This is a genomic window from Methyloversatilis sp. MC4-4 (genome assembly GCF_049843555.1).
Taxonomy (GTDB): domain Bacteria; phylum Pseudomonadota; class Gammaproteobacteria; order Burkholderiales; family Rhodocyclaceae; genus Methyloversatilis; species Methyloversatilis discipulorum_B.
The window spans coordinates 135,643-156,461 of record NZ_JBBHZK010000002.1 but is presented as its reverse complement, the minus strand read 5'-3'; the positions used below and the strand labels follow the sequence as shown (position 1 = coordinate 156,461).

At 67.2% G+C, this 20,819-nt stretch carries 18 protein-coding genes; 12 read left to right on the top strand and 6 right to left on the bottom strand.

Translation table 11 applies throughout. The features are described from left to right. From WDZ97_RS07630 to WDZ97_RS07615, 4 genes are all read left to right on the top strand, one after another. Positions 1-1,785 carry a fatty acyl-AMP ligase gene (locus tag WDZ97_RS07630; protein WP_425762349.1) on the top strand — a complete coding sequence of 595 codons (1,785 nt, stop codon included), beginning with the start codon at positions 1-3 and terminating at the stop codon, positions 1,783-1,785. Then, the gene (locus tag WDZ97_RS07625; protein ID WP_304000820.1) at positions 1,775-2,542 is read left to right on the top strand and encodes a thioesterase II family protein; all 768 of its coding nucleotides are present in this window, start codon (positions 1,775-1,777) and stop codon (positions 2,540-2,542) included. Before WDZ97_RS07630 ends, WDZ97_RS07625 begins: the two co-directional genes overlap by 11 nt. Positions 2,543-2,544: 2 nt before the next feature. Then, positions 2,545-3,258: a 4'-phosphopantetheinyl transferase family protein gene (locus tag WDZ97_RS07620; RefSeq protein ID WP_425762348.1), complete on the top strand. Its 714-nt coding sequence runs from the start codon at positions 2,545-2,547 to the stop codon at positions 3,256-3,258. Positions 3,259-3,365: 107 nt separating this feature from the next. Continuing rightward, positions 3,366-4,175: a DUF6502 family protein gene (locus WDZ97_RS07615; protein ID WP_425762347.1), complete on the top strand. Its 810-nt coding sequence runs from the start codon at positions 3,366-3,368 to the stop codon at positions 4,173-4,175. Positions 4,176-4,185: 10 nt separating this feature from the next. Here WDZ97_RS07615 and WDZ97_RS07610 read toward each other — a convergent pair whose 3' ends face one another. After that, complete coding sequence (locus tag WDZ97_RS07610; protein WP_425762346.1) at positions 4,186-4,836, bottom strand: SGNH/GDSL hydrolase family protein; 651 nt, start codon at positions 4,834-4,836, stop codon at positions 4,186-4,188. Between the two features lie 340 nt (positions 4,837-5,176). Here WDZ97_RS07610 and WDZ97_RS07605 point away from each other — a divergent pair, with 340 nt between their 5' ends. Both WDZ97_RS07605 and cybH read left to right on the top strand, forming a co-directional pair. Further along, a complete protein-coding gene (locus tag WDZ97_RS07605) occupies positions 5,177-6,841 on the top strand; it encodes a methyl-accepting chemotaxis protein (RefSeq protein ID WP_425762345.1) in 1,665 nt (554 codons plus the stop codon). A gap of 35 nt (positions 6,842-6,876) precedes the next feature. Further along, positions 6,877-7,581, top strand: coding sequence for a Ni/Fe-hydrogenase, b-type cytochrome subunit (gene cybH, locus WDZ97_RS07600; protein WP_304000828.1), 705 nt, complete (start codon positions 6,877-6,879; stop codon positions 7,579-7,581). A gap of 131 nt (positions 7,582-7,712) precedes the next feature. Here cybH and WDZ97_RS07595 read toward each other — a convergent pair whose 3' ends face one another. Further along, entirely contained in the window at positions 7,713-8,336 is a 624-nt protein-coding gene (locus WDZ97_RS07595; RefSeq protein ID WP_425762344.1) for a c-type cytochrome, read from the bottom strand. Between the two features lie 156 nt (positions 8,337-8,492). On the opposite strand from WDZ97_RS07595, the gene WDZ97_RS07590 reads away from it, so the two are divergent. From WDZ97_RS07590 to WDZ97_RS07580, 3 genes are all read left to right on the top strand, one after another. Next, positions 8,493-9,152: a pyridoxamine 5'-phosphate oxidase family protein gene (locus tag WDZ97_RS07590; RefSeq protein ID WP_020164210.1), complete on the top strand. Its 660-nt coding sequence runs from the start codon at positions 8,493-8,495 to the stop codon at positions 9,150-9,152. Between the two features lie 508 nt (positions 9,153-9,660). Continuing rightward, positions 9,661-11,751 (top strand): TonB-dependent siderophore receptor, encoded by a 2,091-nt coding sequence (locus tag WDZ97_RS07585; RefSeq protein ID WP_425762343.1) that lies wholly within the window; start codon positions 9,661-9,663, stop codon positions 11,749-11,751. Next, a complete protein-coding gene (locus WDZ97_RS07580; protein WP_425762342.1) occupies positions 11,634-13,565 on the top strand; it encodes a DUF7453 family protein in 1,932 nt (643 codons plus the stop codon). The genes WDZ97_RS07585 and WDZ97_RS07580 overlap by 118 nt, the downstream gene beginning before the upstream one ends. A 70-nt stretch (positions 13,566-13,635) precedes the next feature. Here the strand turns inward: WDZ97_RS07580 and WDZ97_RS07575 are convergent, their stop codons facing one another. Next, entirely contained in the window at positions 13,636-14,880 is a 1,245-nt protein-coding gene (locus WDZ97_RS07575; protein ID WP_425762341.1) for a methyl-accepting chemotaxis protein, read from the bottom strand. A 219-nt stretch (positions 14,881-15,099) separates the two neighbouring features. Here WDZ97_RS07575 and WDZ97_RS07570 point away from each other — a divergent pair, with 219 nt between their 5' ends. Further along, on the top strand, positions 15,100-16,071 hold the full coding sequence (locus WDZ97_RS07570) for a catalase family peroxidase (RefSeq protein ID WP_425762340.1): 972 nt from the start codon (positions 15,100-15,102) through the stop codon (positions 16,069-16,071). Positions 16,072-16,090: 19 nt separating this feature from the next. On the opposite strand, the gene WDZ97_RS07565 is transcribed toward WDZ97_RS07570, so the two are convergent. From WDZ97_RS07565 to WDZ97_RS07555, 3 genes are all read right to left on the bottom strand, one after another. Next, positions 16,091-16,564, bottom strand: a complete 474-nt coding sequence (locus WDZ97_RS07565) for an OsmC family protein (RefSeq protein WP_425762339.1) — start codon at positions 16,562-16,564, stop codon at positions 16,091-16,093. Positions 16,565-16,632: 68 nt separating this feature from the next. Further along, positions 16,633-17,097 (bottom strand): hypothetical protein, encoded by a 465-nt coding sequence (locus WDZ97_RS07560; RefSeq protein WP_341421675.1) that lies wholly within the window; start codon positions 17,095-17,097, stop codon positions 16,633-16,635. 12 nt (positions 17,098-17,109) lie between these two features. After that, positions 17,110-17,550: a DUF1810 domain-containing protein gene (locus WDZ97_RS07555; protein ID WP_425762338.1), complete on the bottom strand. Its 441-nt coding sequence runs from the start codon at positions 17,548-17,550 to the stop codon at positions 17,110-17,112. A 176-nt stretch (positions 17,551-17,726) separates the two neighbouring features. Between WDZ97_RS07555 and WDZ97_RS07550 the strand changes: the two genes are divergently transcribed. Together WDZ97_RS07550 and WDZ97_RS07545 are read left to right on the top strand one after the other, a co-directional pair. Further along, on the top strand, positions 17,727-19,547 hold the full coding sequence (locus WDZ97_RS07550) for a DUF1800 domain-containing protein (RefSeq protein ID WP_425762337.1): 1,821 nt from the start codon (positions 17,727-17,729) through the stop codon (positions 19,545-19,547). Between the two features lie 64 nt (positions 19,548-19,611). Then, on the top strand, positions 19,612-20,808 hold the full coding sequence (locus WDZ97_RS07545; protein ID WP_425762336.1) for a DUF1501 domain-containing protein: 1,197 nt from the start codon (positions 19,612-19,614) through the stop codon (positions 20,806-20,808). Positions 20,809-20,819: the final 11 nt, after the last annotated feature.

Sequence of the window (20,819 nt, the reverse complement as noted above, 5' to 3'; positions counted from 1 at the left end):
ATGGATGCGCGCATCGAAACCGACGATCTCGCTGCCGGCCTGTACGACGAAGTGTCCGCGCTGTCGGTCACCGACATCCTGCAGCGGCGTGCGGCGCGACACCCGCAGCGGGTGCTGTTCCGCTTCCTCGACGAGCACGGCCGCGAGGAGGACGTGCTCACCTACGGCGACGCCTGGCGGCGCAGCACGGCGATCGCGGCCGTGCTGGCGGCGCACGGCGGGCCGGGCGACCGCGTTGCGCTGTTCTATCCGGCCGGTCTGGATTTCATCGTCGCCTTCTTCGGCTGCCTGCTGGCCGGGCGCGTCGCGGTGCCGCTCAACCTGCCAAGCCGGCGGCGCGTCGATCGCTGCCTGCGCATCCTGCGCGACTGCGGTTGCCGCCGTGCGCTGACCGTGTCGTCGCTGGAGGCCGGGCTGCGCGACATCCTGTCGGTCGACGCCGATCTGCCGCTGGCCTGGCTCGCCACGGACGCGCTGCGCGAAGAAGCCGAAGCGGCCGGCATCGTGCCGCCGCCGGCCGACGAGCGCATCGCCTTCCTGCAGTACACCTCCGGCTCGACTTCGCATCCGAAGGGCGTCATGGTGAGCCAGCTGAATATCACCACCAACCTGCGCATGATGCGCACCGCCTGGGAACTGGACCACACGTCGAACACGGTGTTCTGGCAGCCGCACCATCACGACATGGGCCTCATTCTCGGCCAGCTGCTGCCGGTCATGCTGGGCAACGAAACGGTGCTGATGGGCCCAAACACCTTCGTCCGCCAGCCGCTGATCTGGCTCGATGCGATCTCGCGCTATCGCGCGGTGCTGGCCGGTGGGCCGAACTTCGCCTACGAGCTCGCAGCGCAGCGCTGGCAGCCCGGCCGGCTCGACGGCTGCGACCTGTCCAGCTGGCGCATCGCGCTGAATGGCGCCGACGTCGTGCGTGCGGCGACGCTGGAGCGCTTCGCCGCCACCTTCGGCACGCTCGGTTACCGGCCCACCACCATGCTGCCGTGCTATGGCCTGGCCGAGGCGACACTGTTCGTGTCCGGCGGCCCGGTCTGCGAAATGCCGCGCGTGCGCAGCATCGATGCACACGCCGCCGAGACCGAAGGCCGCGTGCGCGAAGATCTGGGGGCCAGCGGACGTACCGTGGTCGGCTGCGGCCTGCCGTCGGACGAGATCGAGGTCGCCATCGTCGATCCGGCGAACGGCGAGCGGCTCGGCTGCGATCGCCTGGGTGAGGTGTGGGTGTCGGGCGACACCAATGCGCTGGGCTACTGGCAGCTGCCGGAGCAGAGTGCGGCCACCTTCGGCGCCGAGATTGCCGGCGAGCCGGGTCGTCGCTACATGCGCACCGGCGACATCGGCTTCATCGGTGCCGACGACGGCCAGATCTATCTGTGCGGGCGGATGAAGGACCTGCTTATCGTCGATGGCCGCAACCTGCATCCGGAGGACGTTGAATACACCATCGTCGAGTCGCATCCGCTGATCAAGCCGCAGAGCTGCGCGGTGTTCGAGGACGACCGCGGCGAGCAGCGCCGGCTGGTGGCGGTGATCGAAGCCGACCGCGAACTGAAGCGGGCACTGCCGGAGATCGCCAGGGCGCTGCGCATGCAGGTGCGGCGCGCGGTGTCGGAAGAGCACGGCGTGGCCATCGCCGACATCGTGTTCATCGCGCCGGCGACCTTGCGCAAGACCACCAGCGGCAAGGTGCAGCGCAGTCTGATGAAGCAACTGCATCAGCAGTCTGCGCTCGACGTGATCGACGTGGCGGTGGCGCTCGATGCCGCCTGAGACCGCAGCCGGACGGCTGGTGCGCATCTGCGACGCCGGTGCCGGCGCACCGGTGGTGCTGGCCGTGCCCTACGCCGGTGGCAGTGCGCAGTCCTTCTTCGCCTGGAAGCCGCTGCTCGACGGACAGCTCACGCTGCTGGCACTCGAACTGCCCGGGCGCGGTCGCTGCTACGGCCAGCCGATGCCGTCGTCGCTGCTCGCGCTGGCTGACGGGCTGGCGCAGACGCTGGCCACCGAAGGCGTGCAGCCGGACCTGCTGTTCGGCCACAGCCTCGGCGCGCTGATCGCTTTCGAACTGCTGCGCGCGCTGCGCCGTCGCGGCCGGTCGCTGCCGGCTGCGGCGCTGATGTCGGGCCGCATCGCGCCTTCGCATCCGCGCACCTTCGGGCTGCCGCGCTTCGGGCGTGAGGATCTGGTCGAGTATCTGCGCGACCTCGGTGGCACGCCGGACAGCGTGCTGAACAACGACGCGGTGATCGACATGATGCTGCCGGTGCTGCAGCAGGATCTCGAACTGATTGCCGGCTATGACTACGCGCGGGCGGCGCCGCTGGATATCGACCTGACCGTTGCCGGCGGTTTCGACGACGGGCGTGTGCCGCTGTCCGGCCTGCTCGGCTGGCACGAGGAATGCACCGGGCGCTTTGCGCTGCACATGCATCCGGGCGGTCACTTCTTCGTCGAGACCGAGCGCGCCGCGATGGCCACCCTGTTGTGCGAGCTGGCCGCGCGCGGTCCGCGCGCCAAGGCAGCCTGACGGTGCACAGGCTCCCCTCGGGCACCCTGCGGGTGTTCGTATCGCCGATGGCGGCCTACGATGCCGTCAGCCTGCGCCAGCTCGAACGCGCGGTGCTGGTGCACGAGGAACAGCGCCGTTCGCGCGCCATCCTGCGCGCGCCCAGTCGCGACGCCTTCATCGCAGCGCACGCGCTGAAGCGTCTCGTAATGCGCGCACTGCTCGGCCACGCCCCGAACTTTGCCTGTGAGGCGGGCGGCAAGCCGGTGCTTGCGGGCAATACGCTGCACTTCAACATCAGCCACTGCGACAGCCATGTCGCGCTGGCGCTGTGCGGCAGCGCACCGGTGGGCGTCGACGTCGAGTCGGTGCCGATGCGGGTGTCGATGCCGCAGGTCATGCAGGCCGCTCTGACGGCGAGCGAACGCTCGCGCGTGATGGCGGAGAGCGACCCCGAGCGCTCCTTCCTGATCCACTGGACGGCGAAGGAGGCCTACGTGAAGGCCACCGGCGAAGGTCTGGCGCGCGGTTTCGACACGCTCACGCTGGGTGCAGGTGCCGGGCCGCTTCATCTGCTCGGCGAGCGGGTCGCCGCGCACAGTCTGCACTGCCGCTCAGCCCGCGAGCACGTGCTGTCGGTCTGCGCCTTGGGCGAAAAGGAAGACGCTGTGCGGGAGGTGCGGATCGAGTCGGTCATCTGTTCGCTGCGCGGTGTCGAGGTCCTGCGCGCGCGATAGCGCAGCCTCGCTGCCCCGGCCATCGATCAAAAGATGATAGGAATGATTCGCACTCCTGTTTGATCGGACTGTGGGATACTTTCGCGCATCCGAATCCGGCCGCTCCAATGACAGACCCTTCCAGCTCTGCCGTCCTGACGTCGACGCTGCGTGCCGTGCTGCGCCCGATGGTGCGCCTGATGCTGGCGCGCGGCGTCACCTTGCCGCTGGCGGTCGAATTGCTGAAGCGCGTCTACGTGCAGGTCGCAATCGAGGATGCGGGACGCGACGGACCGGTCACTGACAGCCGGGTGAGCCTGCAGACCGGCGTGCATCGCAAGGACGTCAAGCGGCTGCGCAGTCTGCCCAGCGCGCACGCAGATCTGCCGCGCAATGTGTCGCTTGGCGCGCAACTGATCAGCCGCTGGCTGGGGCAAGCGCCCTGGCGTGATGCGACCGGCGGGGCACGACCCTTGCCGCGGTTGGCGAGTGCCGGCGGCGGTGTATCTTTCGAGGCGCTGGTTGCGTCGGTGAGCAAGGACATCCGTGCGCGACCCGTGCTGGACGAATGGCTGCGACTGGGGATTGCCCGCCTGAATACGCGCGACGAGGTCGTGCTGAACACCGGTGCTTTCGCGCCTCAGGACGGCGCCGACGAACAGCTCGCGCGTTTCGCGCTGCACGTCGGTGACCACGCGATGGCGGCCGTGGACAATCTGCTTGGTCAGGGCGATTCGTGGTTCGAGCGCGGCGCGCATTATCGCGGGCTGTCGGCGGCGGCGGCGTCGGCGCTGCATGCACGGGCTTCGGAACTGGGTGCAAAGGCCCTGCAATCGCTGGAGCGCGATGCAGGCGCGGGCGCCCGGTCAGCCGACGATGCAGGTCGGCGACTTACGGTCGGCGTCTATGTCTACGCGGAGCACGACAGGCAGCGCTGAGCCTGACGTTTCAGTACGCAGTCAGCACGCCCAGCTGTTCGACCTGTCCGGCCAATGCGGCACCGAGCAGCGCGTGCTGGTCGGCATCGAGGTGCACGCCGTCGTGCGGGCTGGCGCTGATCACGCGACGGGCGTCGAAGAAGGCGCAGCCCAGTTCTGCGCATACCGTCTGCAGCGCGTCGGCCAGGCCGACGCATTTCGTTTCCCCGCCGACGAATTTCTCTGCGATCGGGCCTTTGGGCGAACTGATCGGCGGCGGTGCGACGACCAGCACCGGCGGCACCGGCATGCCGGGTTCGATCGGCGCTTCGCGGATCGCGCGCACCAGCGTTGCCGTGCCCTGGGCCGAGTGCCAGGCGGTATGCGGGTGCATGGACTGGAAGTCGTTGGTGCCCAGCATCAGCACCACCAGCGACAGCGGTGAATGGATTTCGATGCGCTGGGCCAGCCCCGTCAGGCCGTTGCGGCCCGGCTTGAACGGGTCCTCCCACACGGTGCGGCGCCCGTTCAGACAGTCCTCGATCACGCGCACGCGGCGCCGGCCGCCGTTCAGCGCGTTCTCCATCACGCCCGGCCAGCGCCGGTGGAAGTCCAGACGCTGGCGCGTGGTCGGCACGATGCCCCAGGACAGCGAATCGGCATAGACAAGTATCTGCTGCATCAATGCCTCCATCAGAAAATTAAATGAATGCCGCGGGCAGTTTGACACGTCGCCGATGGTGCGATGCGGAAATGCCGTGCGCGTGCGTGCGGTCCGCCGGCAGCGTGGCTTGATCGTCCGTGTGGAGGCGCAGCAGCCGCTGTTCAGCATGTCCATGGAATCGACTTCTCCGGCTGGGCGATCCATTTTGAAACGGCGTGCAGACGCCATCTGTCACGAATTCGGTGACAGTTCCGGGTGCTCAAGGCAGTGCGGAGGACGCCGTAAAGTCGGTCGTTGCCTGCACTGGAGGAGAACCGGCGGGCAGCGACTTCCGTCCATCACCGCTGGAGAGACATCCATGACCAAGCGCTCCACGACCTTGCCCGACAGCCTGACCGAGCAGGCGGCGCCCCCTGCGCAGCGCGTCGACCTGCGGCGGTCGAACCCCATGCGCATGGGCAGCTTCGCCTTCTGTGCGCTGTTCTTCGCCCTGTTCGGGCTGGCCGCCGCGTTTGATCTGGTGAATCCGCGCGCCGCTGCGCTGCTGGCCTGCGCCGCCGGCGCGATGATCGCCTTCGCCGACGCGCTCTACATCCGCCAGATGGACCACACGATCGCGCTGATGGCGGATGCGCTGGCCGACAGCCGGCGCGACGTGAACGATCTGTCGAGCGAGTTCGTGCTGCCGGAAAGTTCGCCGGTCAAGGCGATCAGCAAGCTCATCGCCGAGCGCGACGGGCGCGTGCGCGACATGGTGTTCCGCGTGCGCCGCGGCACGCTGGGCGCGGCCTGCCATACCGCCCACCTGACCCGCTCGCTGCGCGATACGGCGGGTCTCGCGCAATCGCAGCGGGCGCTGGCCGAGCAGGTGTTCGCCGCCAGCGAAACCTCGCGCAGTGCGGTCGACAGCGCACGTCAGCACGCCAATGATCTGGACGAGGCGACCACGCGCCATCTGCAGGCGGCGCGTGTGTCGCTGGAGGAACTGCAGTCGGCGGCCGCCCGCGTCGACGAATTCGAGGCGCGCGTGCAGGCCTTCAACCGCACGGTGCAGCAGCTGCAGAACCAGTCGACGGAAATCAGCCAGGTGGTGCAGATCATCAGCAGCATTTCCGACCAGACCAATCTGCTGGCGCTGAACGCATCGATCGAGGCGTCGCGCGCTGGCGAGAACGGTCGCAGCTTCGCCGTCGTGGCCGACGAGGTGCGTTCGCTCGCCGAGCAGGTCAAGGCGGCGACCGAAGGCGTAAGCCAGAACATCGACCGGATGAACCGGCTGGTCGCCGGCACGCGCAGCGAAACCGACGACATCCGCGACCACATCCTGGCGACCGGCGAGGCGGTGCGCCGCGCCTCCGGCCGCTTCGGCAGCATGGTGGGCGAGTACGAGGTGATGGGTGAGCGGATCGCGCGTACCGGTGACGCCATCCGCAGCCTGAGCGACACCAACGACCGCATCCATACGCTGGTCAGCGACATCCATACCGGCTGCGACCAGGTGGCCAGCCTGATGCTGGACGGCGAACAGAACCTGACCAAGGTGAGCCGCTCGACCGAACGCATCCAGGATCTGGCGGCCTCGTTCCGTGTCGGCTCCGACCAACTCGAATCCATCGTCGGCGTGCTCGGGCGCTGTCGCGACGAGTGCAGTGCCGCCGTGGCCGGTGCGGCCACCGTGCTGGTCGACGACGACGGCGAGGAGGTCGCGCCGCGCGCCGGTCGCGTCGCCACGCTGCCCGAACTCACGCGTGCGCTCAGCGCATTGCGCGGCGAGGTGAGCGCCCTGCGTTACGCGCTGGTGACCAATCCGGCGGGGCACGTGCTGGGCAGTACCGGCAACTGTCCGGCGCCGGCCGACATCGCCCAGCGCGCTGCGAAGAGCGAGCGCGCGCTGCTGATGCAGCCCTTCGCGGCCGACGACGGCACGCTGTATTTCGACATCGCCCTGCCGATCCGTCGCGGCGAGCGCAACTGGGGCACGCTGCGCGCCGGCGTGCCGGCCGAACTGATGCTGGCGGCCTGAGCCGCCGCCGCGACAACCGAGCTCGGGAGAACAGCATGCTTTCGCACGAACAGATGCAGCAGGCCGCCCAGGGCGGCCGCACGCAGCACGCGGTCTACGTCTATGAAGCACCGGTGCGCCTGTGGCACTGGATCACCGTGCTGGCGATGACGGTGCTGATGGCGACCGGCTATTTCATCGGCACGCCGTTCCTGATGCTGCCGGGCGACGATGCCGGCATGTATCTGATGGGCTATGTGCGCTTCGCCCACTTCGCCGCCGGCTACATCCTCGCCGTCGGCTTCGCCGGACGCATCTACTGGGCGCTGGTCGGCAACGAGCACGCGCGGCAGATCTTCATGCCGCCGCTGTTCAAGCTGGCGTGGTGGAGCGAAGTCATGTTCGAACTGCGCTGGTATTTCTTTCTCGAGGACAGACCGAAGAAGTACGTCGGCCACAACCCGCTGGCCGCCGTGATGATGTTCTTCCTGTTCGTGCTCGGCACGCTGTTCATGATCTTCACCGGCTTCGCGCTGTACAGCGAAGGTGCCGGCCACGGTCATTGGAGCGGCGTCGTGTTCGGCTGGGTGCTGTGGCTGATCGGCGACAGCCAGACGGTGCACAGCCTGCACCGGCTCGGCCTGTGGCTGCTGCTCAGCTTCATCCTCGTCCATGTGTATGCCGCGCTGCGCGAGGACATCATGAGCCGGCAGAGCATCATTTCTACGATGATCAGCGGCTGGCGCTCGTTCCGCGATTGATCGGCGCTGCGCGTCGGCGGCGGTGCAGCGCGACGCAGGGCGCTGATTCAACTGAAAATTCCGTGCCGGATTTCGCTGCCGGGCGGGCGCTGTCAATTCCTTCGACCTGCGCCCGCCGGCTGCACGCAGAATCAGGCGCCGTCCGGCCGCACCTTCGGAACGCTGCCGTCGGATCGTCCCTTCAGGTAGGCGTACAGGTCGTCGAACTTGTCGGCCAGGTAGGGGTGGCCCGGCATGCCGCGCTCCAGCCGGCCATCGATGACCGCGTGCCGTACTTCGTCCTTCGACAGCTTCTTCAGCGACTCGATCAGCGACGGGCCGACCATGCCCTCCTGCGCCGGACCGTGGCAGCGCTCACAGGCCGCCGAGCGCCAGGTCTTCCAGCCCTTCACGATATCGCCGCCGGCGACCGCCGTGCCGTCCGCCGGCGCGGCGCTCGATGCCGGCGCAGGGGCGGGCTGACCGGACGGAATGGGACGTGCGTTCTCCGTGGTGTCGGGCGGGGTCTTGCCGTTCGGCGTGGTCGGTGCGTTCTGCATCGTATCGGCCGGGGAGGGCGGCGTGGCGCCCGGGCCGGGCGCATCGGGCAGCGGTGACGCGGCAGGTGGCGAGGGCAGTGCCGGGGCGGCGGTATCAGCCGCGGGTGCCGCGGCATCGGCCGACGGGGCGGTGACGGGTTTCGGCGGGTCCTGCGGCTTGTCGCAGGCGGCGAGCAGCAGGGCAAGACTTGCGACGGCGAGATGCGTGGTTTTCATGACGATCCTCCAGTCTGTTGTGGGCGGGAATCGGGTGCTGTAGACGATGGTAGGCCGGATGTGACCGGATGGTGTGCGTTGTAGTCCTGTGCCGACGGTGCGCATGCTTCGTGGCATGCTGCGCCTTCCACAAGAACAGCCGGAGGAGACGCATCCGTGAGCAGACTGTACGACCCGCAGCACCGCAGCTTCCAGGACGAGTTCGGTACCCGCGCGATGGCCGACCGCATCGAGGAGCTGGCCTGCCGCACCGAATTCGACGACGACAGCCGGGGCTTCATCGAGGCGATGGACATGTTCTTCCTGTCTACCGTCGATGCGCGTGGCCGACCGACCGTGTCGTACAAGGGTGGCGACCCCGGCTTCGTGCGCGTCGTCGACGAGAAGACGCTGGTGTTCCCCAGCTACGACGGCAACGGCATGTTCTATTCGGTCGGCAACATCGCGCAGAACGCCGAAGTCGGCCTGCTCTTCATCTCCTTCGAGAAGCCGCACCGCATCCGCGTGCAGGGCAGGGCGACCGTGTCGCGCGACGACCCGATGATGGCCTTCTACAACGAAGCCGATTTCATCGTCCGCGTCGAGCTGTCCGAGCTCTGGCAGAACTGCCCGCGCTACATCCACCGCTATCAGCGCGTCGACCGTTCGCGTTACGTGCCGCGTGCCGACTGCGAAACGCCGCTTGCCGAATGGAAGCGCATCGACCTCGTGCAGGACGTGCTGCCTCCCGCCGACGCGGCACGTGCCCAGGCGGCCGGAACGCTGGCGATCGAAGAGTGGATGGAAAAAGTGAAGACCGGCCACCCCGAGGCCTGATCACGCACCGACACGCGCCTGCGTCCGCTCGCAGGCGCGCTCAAGCGGCCGCAACCGTCTGACCCGAACACGCGGCAACTTGCGTGTCGCGGCGGGATTGCGGTCGTCCAGCGGTCCCGGCTGATGTGTCCTCCCGCCCGGGTGGCGACGGTCGCTGACCGGCCGCGCACGCCGCGCGACCTGTCTCGCGGGTCCCGGGTACACCCTCAGGGCGCCTCGCCCTCTTTCCGTTCGAAGAATTCCCGGGTGTTTTGGGAGGGGTGCCTGAATCGACCGGGAGTTTCTCACCGCATTGCCGGGGAATCCAAACGACCTCAATTGTGCAATTGAGTGCCGATAGTCCTCGCTCACATACTCGCGCCACGTTTCCGGGGGGTATCCGGAATCGTTCATATATTTGTCATCCAATTATTCCCAAGGCATCGTGATTGCGGTTCTGGACGGCCGTATGTCGTGTCGTGGAAGAAGGGAGGGCAAACAAACAAAGAGCCGAGATTGAGGAGAGGAAATGATCAAGCCATGCGTTGGGGGCGTTTGCAGTCTGTCCGTTCTGTGCCTGATGGGAGCGGTCGGAAATGCATCGGCCGAGGTGATAACGCTACCGTCCGTCAAGGTGGAAGCCGAATCTCTTACCCACGAAACCTATCTGAAGAATGAGTCCACCACCGCCAGTCGTGCCGATCTGACGATCAAGGAGACGCCATTCTCGATCACGGTTTTTCCTAAACGGATCATTGAGGAACAAGGGGCCAGAGATCTTTCGGATGTGCTGAGGAATTCGGCCTCACTCAATCAGGAGAGCAATAACGCCGGCCGGCAACCGGCGTTCCGTTCGCGCGGTTTCCTGCTTAACGATTCATATGGCTATCTGTGGGACGGGCAGCCACTGTTCGGCCTGCACTCGCCGTCGATCGAACTGATCGAACAGGTGGAATTCTTTCGCGGTCCCGCCTCGTTGCAGTACGGGCGTGCCGAGCCGGGTGGTCTGGTCAACCTGCTGCGCAAACGTCCGACCGACGAGCGGTTCGCGACGCTGCGCCTGAATACCGGGACACACGGCTACAGTCATCAGCATCTCGATGCAGGCGGACGCTTCGGCGAGGACCGCCGTTTCGGCTATCGCGTGAATGTCGCCAGCGAGAACAGCGATAATTATCGCGACGGCATCTACACCGATCGCCTCGTTGGCGGCGCATCATTCGACTGGAAGATTTCTGATTTCGCGAAGCTGACGCTGTTCGCGGATTACGCGAAAATCGATGTGCCCTACGATACCGGGCATGTCATCTACAACGGTCGCCCAGCCGATATTCCCTGGAAGCGCAATCTTGATCTGCGCAACGGTCACCATGATTCGGAGAATCAGACCTTTGGCTACGACCTGAATGTCATTCTTTCGCCGAACTGGAAAATCCGAAACCAGTACACCTATCAGGACTACTTCATCGACCGTCTGGAGTCGTCAAAAGCCAACCTGAACCAGAACAATGGCAATTACACATTGCGTCAACGGCGTCAGACCACCGATGCCTACAGCCACAATTTCAGCTTCGACCTGATTGGCGACAACCGGCTGTTCGGCATGCGTCACCGCACGGTGCTCGGCGTGCAGCTGACCGAACTTGACCGCACCCTGTTCGCGAGCAACCAGATCAGTTACGCCAGCAACATTTTCAATCCGGCGACGATCAATATCCTGCCGGTCACGCTCAATACCGCTCCCACGCTCAACGATACGAGCTACGGCGGCATCTATGCCGAGGATTTCATCGGACTGACCAACCAGATCGACTTCATGGTCGGTGTGCGCGCCGACAAGTTCCGTGAGACGACGATCAATCTGTCGGCTGCGACGCCGGTTCGCGAAACGGTCACGGAAAGCGCCGTGACACCACGCTTCGGTCTGGTGTATCGACCGATCGAGCCGCTGTCGCTCTACGTGAGCAGGAGTCGCGGCTTCAAGCCCAACGGGCTTGCGTCGCAGGGGACCAACGCGGGCGAGATACTGGCTCCGGAGCGTTCCGATCAGATCGAAGGGGGCTTCAAGCTGTCGTCGCGCGACAACCGCTTGCAGTTCAATGCCGCGGCTTACGAGATCAAGCGGGAGAACGTGGCCTTCTACGATGCGGGCGACAACTTCACCCGGCTGATTCCGGGTCAGCGCCATCAGGGCCTGGAGTTCGAACTGATCGGCGAGCTGATGCCCCGCTGGCGCGTGTTCGCGTCGTATGCGGTGATCGATGCCGACGTGATCGGCGGCGCCAACGATGGGCGCAAGCCGCAGACGGTGCCGGCCAAGTCGGCACGGCTGTGGACCTCGTACGACTTTGCGGGCGCACTGTCCGGGGTGTCGGTATTCGGCGGTGTGTTCGCTCAGGAGAGCACCTTCGCCGACGCGGCCAACACGGCCGAGTTGCCCGGCTACGCACGCGTCGATGTGGGGGCCACGCTGCGACACCGCGTCGGCGAACGGTCGGTGCTTTGGCGCCTGAACATCGACAATCTGTTCGACCGCCGCTACTACTTCGGCAACAACCTGCTGTCGATCACGCCTGCGCAGCCGCTGACCGCGCGCATCGGTCTGGAGATTCCGCTGTGATCGCGGGCGCCTTGCGTCCGCTGCTTGCCGCGTTGGGAACCCTTGCCGCAGCTTCGGCCGCCGCCGCCGCCGCCGGTCCGCTGCCGCTGATCGATATCGAACTGGTCGCCGACGGCAGCACGGTGTTTGCGGGAGAGGGCGGCGTATTCACCGAGTTTCCGTTTGCGCCATCGATGGACGGTGACGCAATCGTGTTCGTGGGGCGCCGTGCCGATGGACGCATCGGCATCCATCGCAGTGTCCGCGGCCGGATGAGCACCGTGGTCGACAGCTCGACCGCGATTCCCGCGGGTCAGGGGCGATTTACTGGCTTTGGCGGCGCCCCGGTCGCCGTCGGCGGCGTGACCGCCTTCAGCGGGCTGGGGGCTGACGGCCAGCAGGGCATCTATCTGGCGGAAGCGGGGCAGGTCCGCCGCATCGCCGATCTGACGACAGTGATGCCGGGCTCTGACCTGCGTTTCGCCTATCTGAAGCGCCCGGCCTTCGACGGTCAGCAGCTTGTCTTCATGGGACGTGCTTCGGACAAGGGGCGTGCCGATGCCGAAAGTTCCTATCAGGGCAGCTATCGCTACGATCTGCGGTCGCAGCGCCTGGATGCCGTCGCGAGCTGGTTGCAATCCGTTCCGGGCGGCGATCAACGCTTCGGCCGCATGGACGACACCTCGACCGCGGGAGGGCGATCGCTGATCACCGCCTACTCGACCGATGGCCGCCCCGGCATATGGAGCGGGGAGGGAGAGCGGCTGGTCGCGCTGCTGGATACCGGCAGTGCCGTACCCGGGCGGGCCGGCGAGACCTTTCTCGGCTTCAACGACGCAGCGTTCGAGCGTTCGTTCGAGACGGGGAACTTCGCCTTCCGTCTGGCAGTGGACGGCAAGGCGCAAAGCGGTGTCTATGCCCGGGTCGACGGTCAGCTGCAGAAGGTGATCGACGTCGATGCCGAATTCTCCGGCGGCGCCGAGAACTTCAGTGGCTTCCGTGCACCGGCCATGCACGGCGATCGTGTGTTCTTCATCGGCGAGAGCCCGAGCGGTCGCCAGGCCATCTACGCATGGCGCAAAGGCAAGCGCTTCCCGGTGATCTCGCGCGACATCGAACTCGGCGGCCGCAAACCCAAGGCGTTCAAACTCAACCAGGAAGCGGCTGGACCGGAAGGCGTCGCTTTTCACGTCACCTTCGAGGACGGCGCGACGGCGATCTACTATGCGCGCCTGCGCGAGAAGCCCGGCCGCGTCGTGCTGTTCGATGCGCTGCACGGCCGCAGCCGTGGTCAGGTGCAGGGCGGGCAGTTCGTGGAGGGCGGAGGGTGGACGGTGCTCAACGATCACGATCGCATCGTCTGGAAGCTGCCGCCAATGCCGCCCGACGGCATGCTGGAAGTCGATGTCCGCAACTTCGACCCACGCAGTCAGCTGACGGCGGACAAGAACATATTCCTTGGTCTGTGGGGCACGCTGTTCCAGAACCACGAAAGGATGGGCCTGCCCGATACGGACAACTGGGAGTTCCGCGTCGGGACCGCGCACCCGCAGTTCAAGGTCGAGTACCACGCACGCGGCTTCGGCAAGGCCGCTGAATGGGTGCCGTTCGATGGTCCGTTCGATCCTTCACACACCTACCGCATCCGTGTCGAGTGGCAGGATGGTCGCGTGCGGACCTCGGTTGACGAGCGGGTGCTGTACTTCGAGGGTTTCACGCATGAAGCGGTCGATCGCTTCAATTACCTGCACCTCGGCACCTCGTCCCATTTCGCCGGCAAGGCCACCCGGGGCCCGGTCTATTCGAACGTCAGATTGATCGCCTTCGACGACTGAGGTCCCTGCGCGGACGGCATTGCCGTCCGCGTGGGGCGGCTGACAGCGCTGCCGCCCGTGCGCGTCATGCCTACAGGCGGAAACGCCCCGTCAGTTCGTTCAGACTGCCGGCCAGCGACTGCAGGTGGGTGACCGAACTGGCGAGCGTATTCACCGCCGACTGGTTCTGTCCGGACATGCTGGCAATGTGCTCGACGTTGCCAGCGATATCGCTGGCGGCGCGGCTCTGCTGTTCCAGCGCCTGGTTGATGGCGCGCACCTCGTCGGCGGCAACCGTTACGGCGCGGTGCGCGACGGTGATGACGCCGGCGGCCGAGTCGCTCGACGACTCGGCGACACCGACGGCGTTGCGCCCCTGCGTCAGCGCATCCGACAGGCCGGCGGCACGCTCCGACAGCGAGCGGGTGATGGTGTCGATCGCGGCGGCCGAGGTTCCTGATTTCTCGGCCAGCTTGCGCACCTCGTCGGCCACCACGGCGAAGCCACGACCCTGTTCGCCAGCGCGTGCCGCCTCGATCGCTGCGTTCAGCGCGAGCAGATTGGTCTGGTCGGCGATCTCGCGCACTTCGCGCGTCATTTCGGTGATCTGGCGGGCGTTCTCGACAAAGGCGTCGGCAGCGCCCGACACCTCGTTCATCACGCTGGCGGTGCGGCCGATCGAGCCGCGCAGTTCGGTCAGATGGGTCTGCGCCCGGGTCGACTGATCGAGCGACTCGTCGGCCTGCCGAGCCGCGTTGCCGGCGTTGTCCGCCACCATGCGGATGGCGGCGGTCACGTCCTCGATCGACGACGCGGTCGAACTGGCCGCCTGGGTCTGCGCACTCGACGCGGCGGCCACCCGCTGCGATTCGCCGCCGACCACACCTGAAGCTTCGACCAGCGACTGCGCCGACTGCTTGAGCTGCAGCACCAGCGCGCCGAGATCCCTGCGGATGCGTTCGGCGCTCTGCGCGATCGCGCCCAGTTCGTCGCGTGTCGTGCAGGCGACCGGCTGATGGAAGTCGCCGCTGGCCAGCCGTTCGAGATCGGACGACAGCGTCTTCGCCGGGCCGATGATGGTGCGCTGCAGTGCCCACAGGAAGAGGCCGAAGGCGACGACGACGACGACCGCGAAGGCGGCGCCGGTCAGCATGAGCTTGTTCAGTGTGGCGGCGCGGATCGCCAGCGCCTCGGCGCGCGTGATGTCGCCGGTCAGCGTGTCGATGGCCGACCACTCGACGCCGAGGCCGACCACTGCGGCGACCAGCAGCGCCGCGGTGCCGCCGCCGCAAATGACCAGAAGCTTGTTGCGGATGCTGCGAGAGATGAAGTCCATGAGCGTTCCCGGCGGAAAATTGGTGTGCGGATCAACCCCCGGTTTAACGACCTGTTTTGCGCAAACTTGTGTCGATCGGACGGCGTTTCTGCGGACATTTGACCTATATCAGTCCGGCGTGCCGTGCCGGCGCCGGCCGTCCGGGCGAACCGGCGGCTGTACATGCGGTCTGTCCCGCGTCGCGGCGCGTTCCAGTCGCCGCAGTCTGGGGAGTCATTCATGTATTGGCGCATCTTGCTCATGCTGGCCGCCGCCACAGCCACGCCCTTGAGGGCCGAGGACAGGCCGGCGCAGGCCGGAGATTTCATCGAGGTGTTTCAGGGCCTGTTCGGCGAGCACAGGGGCGAGCGCAAGGGCCACGCCAAGGGTGTCTGTGCGGTCGGCAGCTTCACCGGCAGCGCCGAAGCCGCCCGGATGTTCAGTGCGCCGCTGTTCTCGGGTACGCGCTGGCCCGCGCAGATCCGCTTCTCGATGGCCGGCGGCGACCCGGCGGTCGCCGACAACGCACGTTCGCCACGCGGGCTGGCCGCGCAGTTCGAGCTCGGCGACGGCCGCGTGCACAACATCGCCACGCTGAGCACACCGGTGTTCGGCGCGGCCACGCCGGAGAGCTTCCTCGGCCTGCTGCGCGCCTCGCTGCCCGGCCCGGACGGCCGGCCCGATCCCGACAGAGTGGCTGCCTACCGTGCGGCGCATCCGGACACGCTGCCGCAGTTCCGCTGGCTGCAGCAGAACCCGCCTCCGTGGAGCTACGCCGGCGCGCAGTACTTCGGACTGCATACCTTTCATTTCGCGACGGCAGAGGGCGAGCGCGCGGTGCGCTGGCGCCTTCAGCCGCGCGACGGCGTGCGCGGCCTCACCGATGACGAGCGCGGCGGCGCCCCGCGCGACTTCCTCGCCGCCCGGCTGGGCGAGCGGGTGGCTCGCGGTCCGGTCCTGTTCGACTGGATCGTCACGCTCGGTCAACCGGGCGACAGCGAGTCCGACCCCTCACTTGCCTGGCCGGAGGGTCGCACCGAGCTGGTGGCGGGCACGCTGTCGGTTACGGCTGTCGGGGGCGACGCATGCACCGGTCTCAATTTCGATCCGAACGTGCTGAGCGAAGGCATTCGTCCTGGCGATGACCCGATCCTGAAGATGCGCTCGCCGGCCTACGCCATCTCCTTCGGCAAGCGTCTCGGCGGGCGCTGAACCGGCAGCTGCCGCACGTTCATTCAGTCGACAGGCGAGGTTCGCAGCGCACCTCGGTCAGCACCGAGTTGGCGATGAAGCACTGCTCGTGCGCCGCGTGGTGCAGCGCCGTCAGCTCGGCAGCCGTCGGTGCGCCCTCTCCGCCGAAGTGCACCGACGGCCGCAGCGTCACCCGCGCGATATACATCCTGCCGTCGGCGTTGCGCGCAAGTTCGCCCTCGGCCGCGTCCTCGTAACGATCCACGACCAGCCGTTTGAGCGCCGCCAGTTGCAGGAAGGTGAGCATGTGGCAGGCCGCCAGCGCGGCGACGAAAGCCTCTTCCGGATCGACCGCGTCCGCCGCGGAATAAGGCAGCGGCACCACATGCGGCGACGACGAACCGGCCACCTCGATGCCGCCGTCGAAGCGGATCAGGTGGCGGCGGCTGTAACGCTTGTCGATGAAGGGCTGGTCGTCGCGGGACCAGACGATTTCGGCGGTGTGAAGTGACATGGCGGCGGCGGACGATGGTCGTGCAACAAGCGTGCGGTCATCGGTCACGGCGCGCAAGTGCGGCGCGCTCACTGCCAGCGGCAGCCGCGCTCGTAGATCAGCGGCTCGTCCACCAGCACCCCTTCGGCGACCGTGTCGTGCTGCATTGCGTCGATCAGCACCGGACGTCGCGGCGCACCGTCCATCCGCAGCAGGTAGCGGCCGCTGGCGGCCAGGTCGGCGTGCATCAGGTAGCACTTCAGGTGCTGCGGAAGGAAGGGGAAACCATAGGGCACGTCACTGAGCCACAGCACGCGCTCGCCGGGATGCAGCACATAGCTGAAGGCGCGGGCGCGGCTGGACACCTGCACGCCCGGCAGCGGCTTCTCGTCGACCGCGCGCAGCAGCACGGGGTGGTCGGTATCGATGTCCAGGCGCACTGCGCCGGTGTCCGCCAGTTCGGCACCGTCGACCGGCACGATACCGCGGGTCAGTGCGACGCAACCGTGCAGTGCGACGGTCAGTGTCAGCAGAACGAAGCGGTGGAATCGCATCGCCGGGTGTGCTCAGCCGCCGCGCTGACCAAGCAGCCCCAGCGTCTGGCCGTCCGGCCGCCCATCGTAGAAAGCCGCCAGCGCAGCGCGGAAGCAGGGCTGGTCCGGCGCCACCTCGGCGAACAGGGTCAGGCAGGAGCGGAACTTCAGCGCATCGACTTCGCCCAGGATGTCTTCCGGGCGCCGCCCGGCGTGGGCGAGGAGGGCGTCGACACACTCGACCAGTCGTGCCCCCAGCAGTGGATGCGCGATGTAGGCGACCGCTTCGCTGCGGTCGGCGATGCCGTATTCGCGTGCCATCGCGCTGCGGCCGAGATCGCGCAGCTGCGGCAGCACGTACCAGATCCAGTGCGTGCGCTTGCGGCCGTCCTTCAACTCCTGCAGCGCCTGTTCGTAGTCGCGCACCTGCGCCTGAACGAAACGGTCGAGCGGATCGGTCGGGGCGGAAGGCATGTCGGCAATATTGCAGTGCTCGGGACGGACAGCATGACACGACCGGAGGCGGCGGACGACCGCCCGCCGCCGTCCGCGACTCCAGAAAATCCTGAGCCGGCGGGGGGCGAATTGCACTGGCTGGCCGGTGCCGCGCCGCTCTACGCTGCAGGCCTGATCTTCCCGGATGGACCCTCATGTTCCGTATCGCCCCTGTTGCGCTGGCATTCGCCGGCGCGTTGTTCAGTGCGGTCACGATCGCCGCATCGCCCTGGGCTGGCAATCTGACCCCGATTGCCGCCGCCGACTGGAACCGCGCCCGCGCCGCGCACCTGCTCGAACGGGCCGGCTTCGGCGGAACGCCGGAAGACATCGACGCCTTCGCCCGCCTGACCCCGGCCCAGGCGGTGCGTCGCCTCGTGTATTTCGAGGGCGCGCCGGCCGTGGCACTGCCGCAGTTCGAGCATTCGGGGGTGTTCGAGGCGGGGCTGGACCCGTTTCCCGCCAGCCGTCCGGCCACCACCGACCTCGCGCGCGACAGCGGCGAGGCGCTTGGCGTAACGGTCAAGGCGGGCGGCAACCGGCGCATGCAGCCGGTGGTGAACAAGTTCTTCTACTGGCTGCGCGCGAGCAAGCTCGAAACCGACCGCGTCGCCTACTGGTGGGCGAACCGCATGCTCACGTCGCCGCGCCCGCTGCAGGAGAGGATGGCGCTGTTCTGGCACGGTCACTTCGCCACCAACGAAGACAAGGTGCGCGACTACCGCAAGATGCTGAACCAGCTGGAACTGTTCCAGAACCAGGGCCTGGGCAGTTTCCGCACGCTGATGATCGGCGTCGCGCAGGACCCGGCCATGCTCTCCTTCCTCGACGCCGCCGTGAACGTGAAGGGCGCGCCGAACGAGAACTTCGCGCGGGAGATCATGGAGCTGTTCACGATGGGCGTCGGCCATTACAGCGAACACGACATCCGCGAGGCGGCGCGTGCCTTCACCGGCTGGAACTACCAGGGCGTCGCCTTCCACATCGACGCCGCAAAGCATGACGGCGGGCCGAAGGACGTGCTGGGCCGTCGCGGCAATTACGACGGCGTGCAGGTGATCGACATCATCCTCGACCAGCCGGTCACGCCGCGCTACCTCGCCAGCAAGCTGTACCGCCACTTCGTGCGCGAGGACATCGAGCCGGCGCTGGCCGAGGAACTGGGCCGGCGGCTGAAGGCGGTCGATTACGACATCGCTGCCTTCCTCGAAATGCTGTTCATGTCGCGCGATTTCCATGCGCCCGAATCGGTGGCGACGCGCATCAAGGGGCCGGTCGAACTGGTGGTGTCCACCTACCGCAAGCTGGGCCTGACCGAAGTGCCGGGTGTGCCGGATTTCAACGAGACCACCACGGCGCTGGGCCAGCGCCTGATGCATCCGCCCACCGTGGCCGGCTGGGCCCAGGGTCGCAGCTGGATCACGCCGGGGCTGCTGCTCGAGCGCGGCAATTTCGCGCTCGACGTCGCGCTGCCCGACATCAACTACATCCCGGGCGACCGCTACCCCGGCGCGCAGGCCGGCTACGAAATCCGCAACATCCACGAGCGCGTCCGCAGCGGCCTCGACCTGAGCACCGCGACCAAGCCCGGCGGCGCGGATGGCGGCGTCGACATGATGGCGATGTCGAGCATGAACGGCGATCGCAACGAGGACTTCAACACGCGTTACGGCAGCTATCGCGGCTGGCAGATGGCGGTCGAGCGCGTGAAACCGATTCCGCGCACGGTGGCCCGGCTGGATCTCACCGGCATGGTGCTGAAGGCCGGCTGTCGCACGCCGGAAGAGGTCGTCACCTACATGGAAGGTCGCTTCCTGTCGGTGCCGCTGGACGGCGCCACGCGCAACAAGCTTGCGGCCTTCCTCGAAAAGGAACTGGGTACGCGCGACCTGCCGGCCGCAGCCAGTTACGCCGAAGATCCGCTGCGCCTGCTGCTGCACGTACTGCTGAGCCGTCCGGAATATCAACTGGGTTGAGGCGAGGGCAGGGCGGGCGCAGGGACTTCCCGGCGTCACCTTGCCGCTACGCTGGAGAAAGCACATGAACGTCGATCAGAAACGCCGCCGCATCCTGAAGGCCTCCGCCGGGCTCATGGTCCCTGGCGTGTTCGGCACCATCGCGCGCGCGGCTGCCGCCGCCGAAGCGGAGGACCGCATCCTCGTCGTCTTCGAAATGTCCGGCGGCAACGACGGCCTGAACACCGTCGTGCCCTACGCCGACGACCGCTACTACCGGCTGCGGCCCAACATCGGCATCCGCCCGGACAAGCTGCGCAAGCTCGACGAACGCTTCGGCCTGAACCCCGGCATGGCCGGCTTCGAGCGGCTGTGGAAGGACGGCCAGCTGGCCATCGTGCACGGCTGTGGCTACGACAATCCGTCGTTCTCGCACTTCACGTCGATGGCCTACCTGCACACCGCCGCACCGAACAGCGGCGACGACTACGGCTGGGTCGGCCGGCTGGCCGACACCATGTCGCCCGCGCCGGTGCCGAACTACCTGCTCAACATCGACGCCACGCAGTCGCTTGCGGTGCGCAGCCGCATCCACACGCCGGTGGTGTTCGACGAGCCGGAGCGTTTCATGCGCAGCGCGGTGCACCCGACGCGCGCACTGCTCGACGACGTGAGCGTGGCGAGCACGGACAACCCGTCACGCCGCTTTCTCGAACAGGTGGCGGTCAGCGCGCGCGAATCGTCGCTGGCGGTGCGCGAAGCGTGGTCGAACTACAAGACCAACCAGGATTACGGCATCGCCCCGCTGGGTCTGCCCAAGGTGGCGGCCTGCATCGCCGCCGGTCTGCCGACGCGCCTGTATTACGTTGGCTACCGCAACAACGCCTTCGACACCCACGTGCAGCAGGCCGACCTGCACCAGCGCCTGCTCACCTACACCTCGGACGCGATCAGCGGCTTCCTGCGCGACATGGAACGCCTGGGCCAGGCTGACCGCGTGAGCCTGCTCATCTTTTCCGAGTTCGGCCGCCGGGTGCCGGAGAACACCAGCCTGGGCACCGACCACGGTACCGCCAACGTCATGTTCTTCGCCGGGAAACAGGTGAAGGGCGGCCACTACGGCACGCCGTCCGACCTCGGCGCGCTGGACGCCGGCGACAACCTCGTCCACACCACCGACTTCCGCTCGGTCTACGCCAGCGCCATCGACGGCTGGCTGAAGCTGGGCGCGGCGGACAAGGTGCTGAAGGGGCGTTTCGCGCCGGTGCCGGCCTTCGGCTGAGCCGGCCCGGT

Coding starts and splice junctions, on each gene's coding strand:
- WDZ97_RS07545 (WP_425762336.1), top strand. CDS start 19,612: ATGAACGTCGATCAGAAACGCCGCCGCATCCTGAAGGCCTCCGCCGGG.
- WDZ97_RS07625 (WP_304000820.1), top strand. CDS start 1,775: ATGCCGCCTGAGACCGCAGCCGGACGGCTGGTGCGCATCTGCGACGCC.
- WDZ97_RS07560 (WP_341421675.1), bottom strand. CDS start 17,097: ATGCGATTCCACCGCTTCGTTCTGCTGACACTGACCGTCGCACTGCAC.
- WDZ97_RS07595 (WP_425762344.1), bottom strand. CDS start 8,336: ATGAAAACCACGCATCTCGCCGTCGCAAGTCTTGCCCTGCTGCTCGCC.
- WDZ97_RS07605 (WP_425762345.1), top strand. CDS start 5,177: ATGACCAAGCGCTCCACGACCTTGCCCGACAGCCTGACCGAGCAGGCG.
- WDZ97_RS07575 (WP_425762341.1), bottom strand. CDS start 14,880: ATGGACTTCATCTCTCGCAGCATCCGCAACAAGCTTCTGGTCATTTGC.
- WDZ97_RS07610 (WP_425762346.1), bottom strand. CDS start 4,836: ATGCAGCAGATACTTGTCTATGCCGATTCGCTGTCCTGGGGCATCGTG.
- WDZ97_RS07615 (WP_425762347.1), top strand. CDS start 3,366: ATGACAGACCCTTCCAGCTCTGCCGTCCTGACGTCGACGCTGCGTGCC.
- WDZ97_RS07565 (WP_425762339.1), bottom strand. CDS start 16,564: ATGTCACTTCACACCGCCGAAATCGTCTGGTCCCGCGACGACCAGCCC.
- WDZ97_RS07550 (WP_425762337.1), top strand. CDS start 17,727: ATGTTCCGTATCGCCCCTGTTGCGCTGGCATTCGCCGGCGCGTTGTTC.
- WDZ97_RS07570 (WP_425762340.1), top strand. CDS start 15,100: ATGTATTGGCGCATCTTGCTCATGCTGGCCGCCGCCACAGCCACGCCC.
- cybH (WP_304000828.1), top strand. CDS start 6,877: ATGCTTTCGCACGAACAGATGCAGCAGGCCGCCCAGGGCGGCCGCACG.
- WDZ97_RS07585 (WP_425762343.1), top strand. CDS start 9,661: ATGATCAAGCCATGCGTTGGGGGCGTTTGCAGTCTGTCCGTTCTGTGC.
- WDZ97_RS07630 (WP_425762349.1), top strand. CDS start 1: ATGGATGCGCGCATCGAAACCGACGATCTCGCTGCCGGCCTGTACGAC.
- WDZ97_RS07555 (WP_425762338.1), bottom strand. CDS start 17,550: ATGCCTTCCGCCCCGACCGATCCGCTCGACCGTTTCGTTCAGGCGCAG.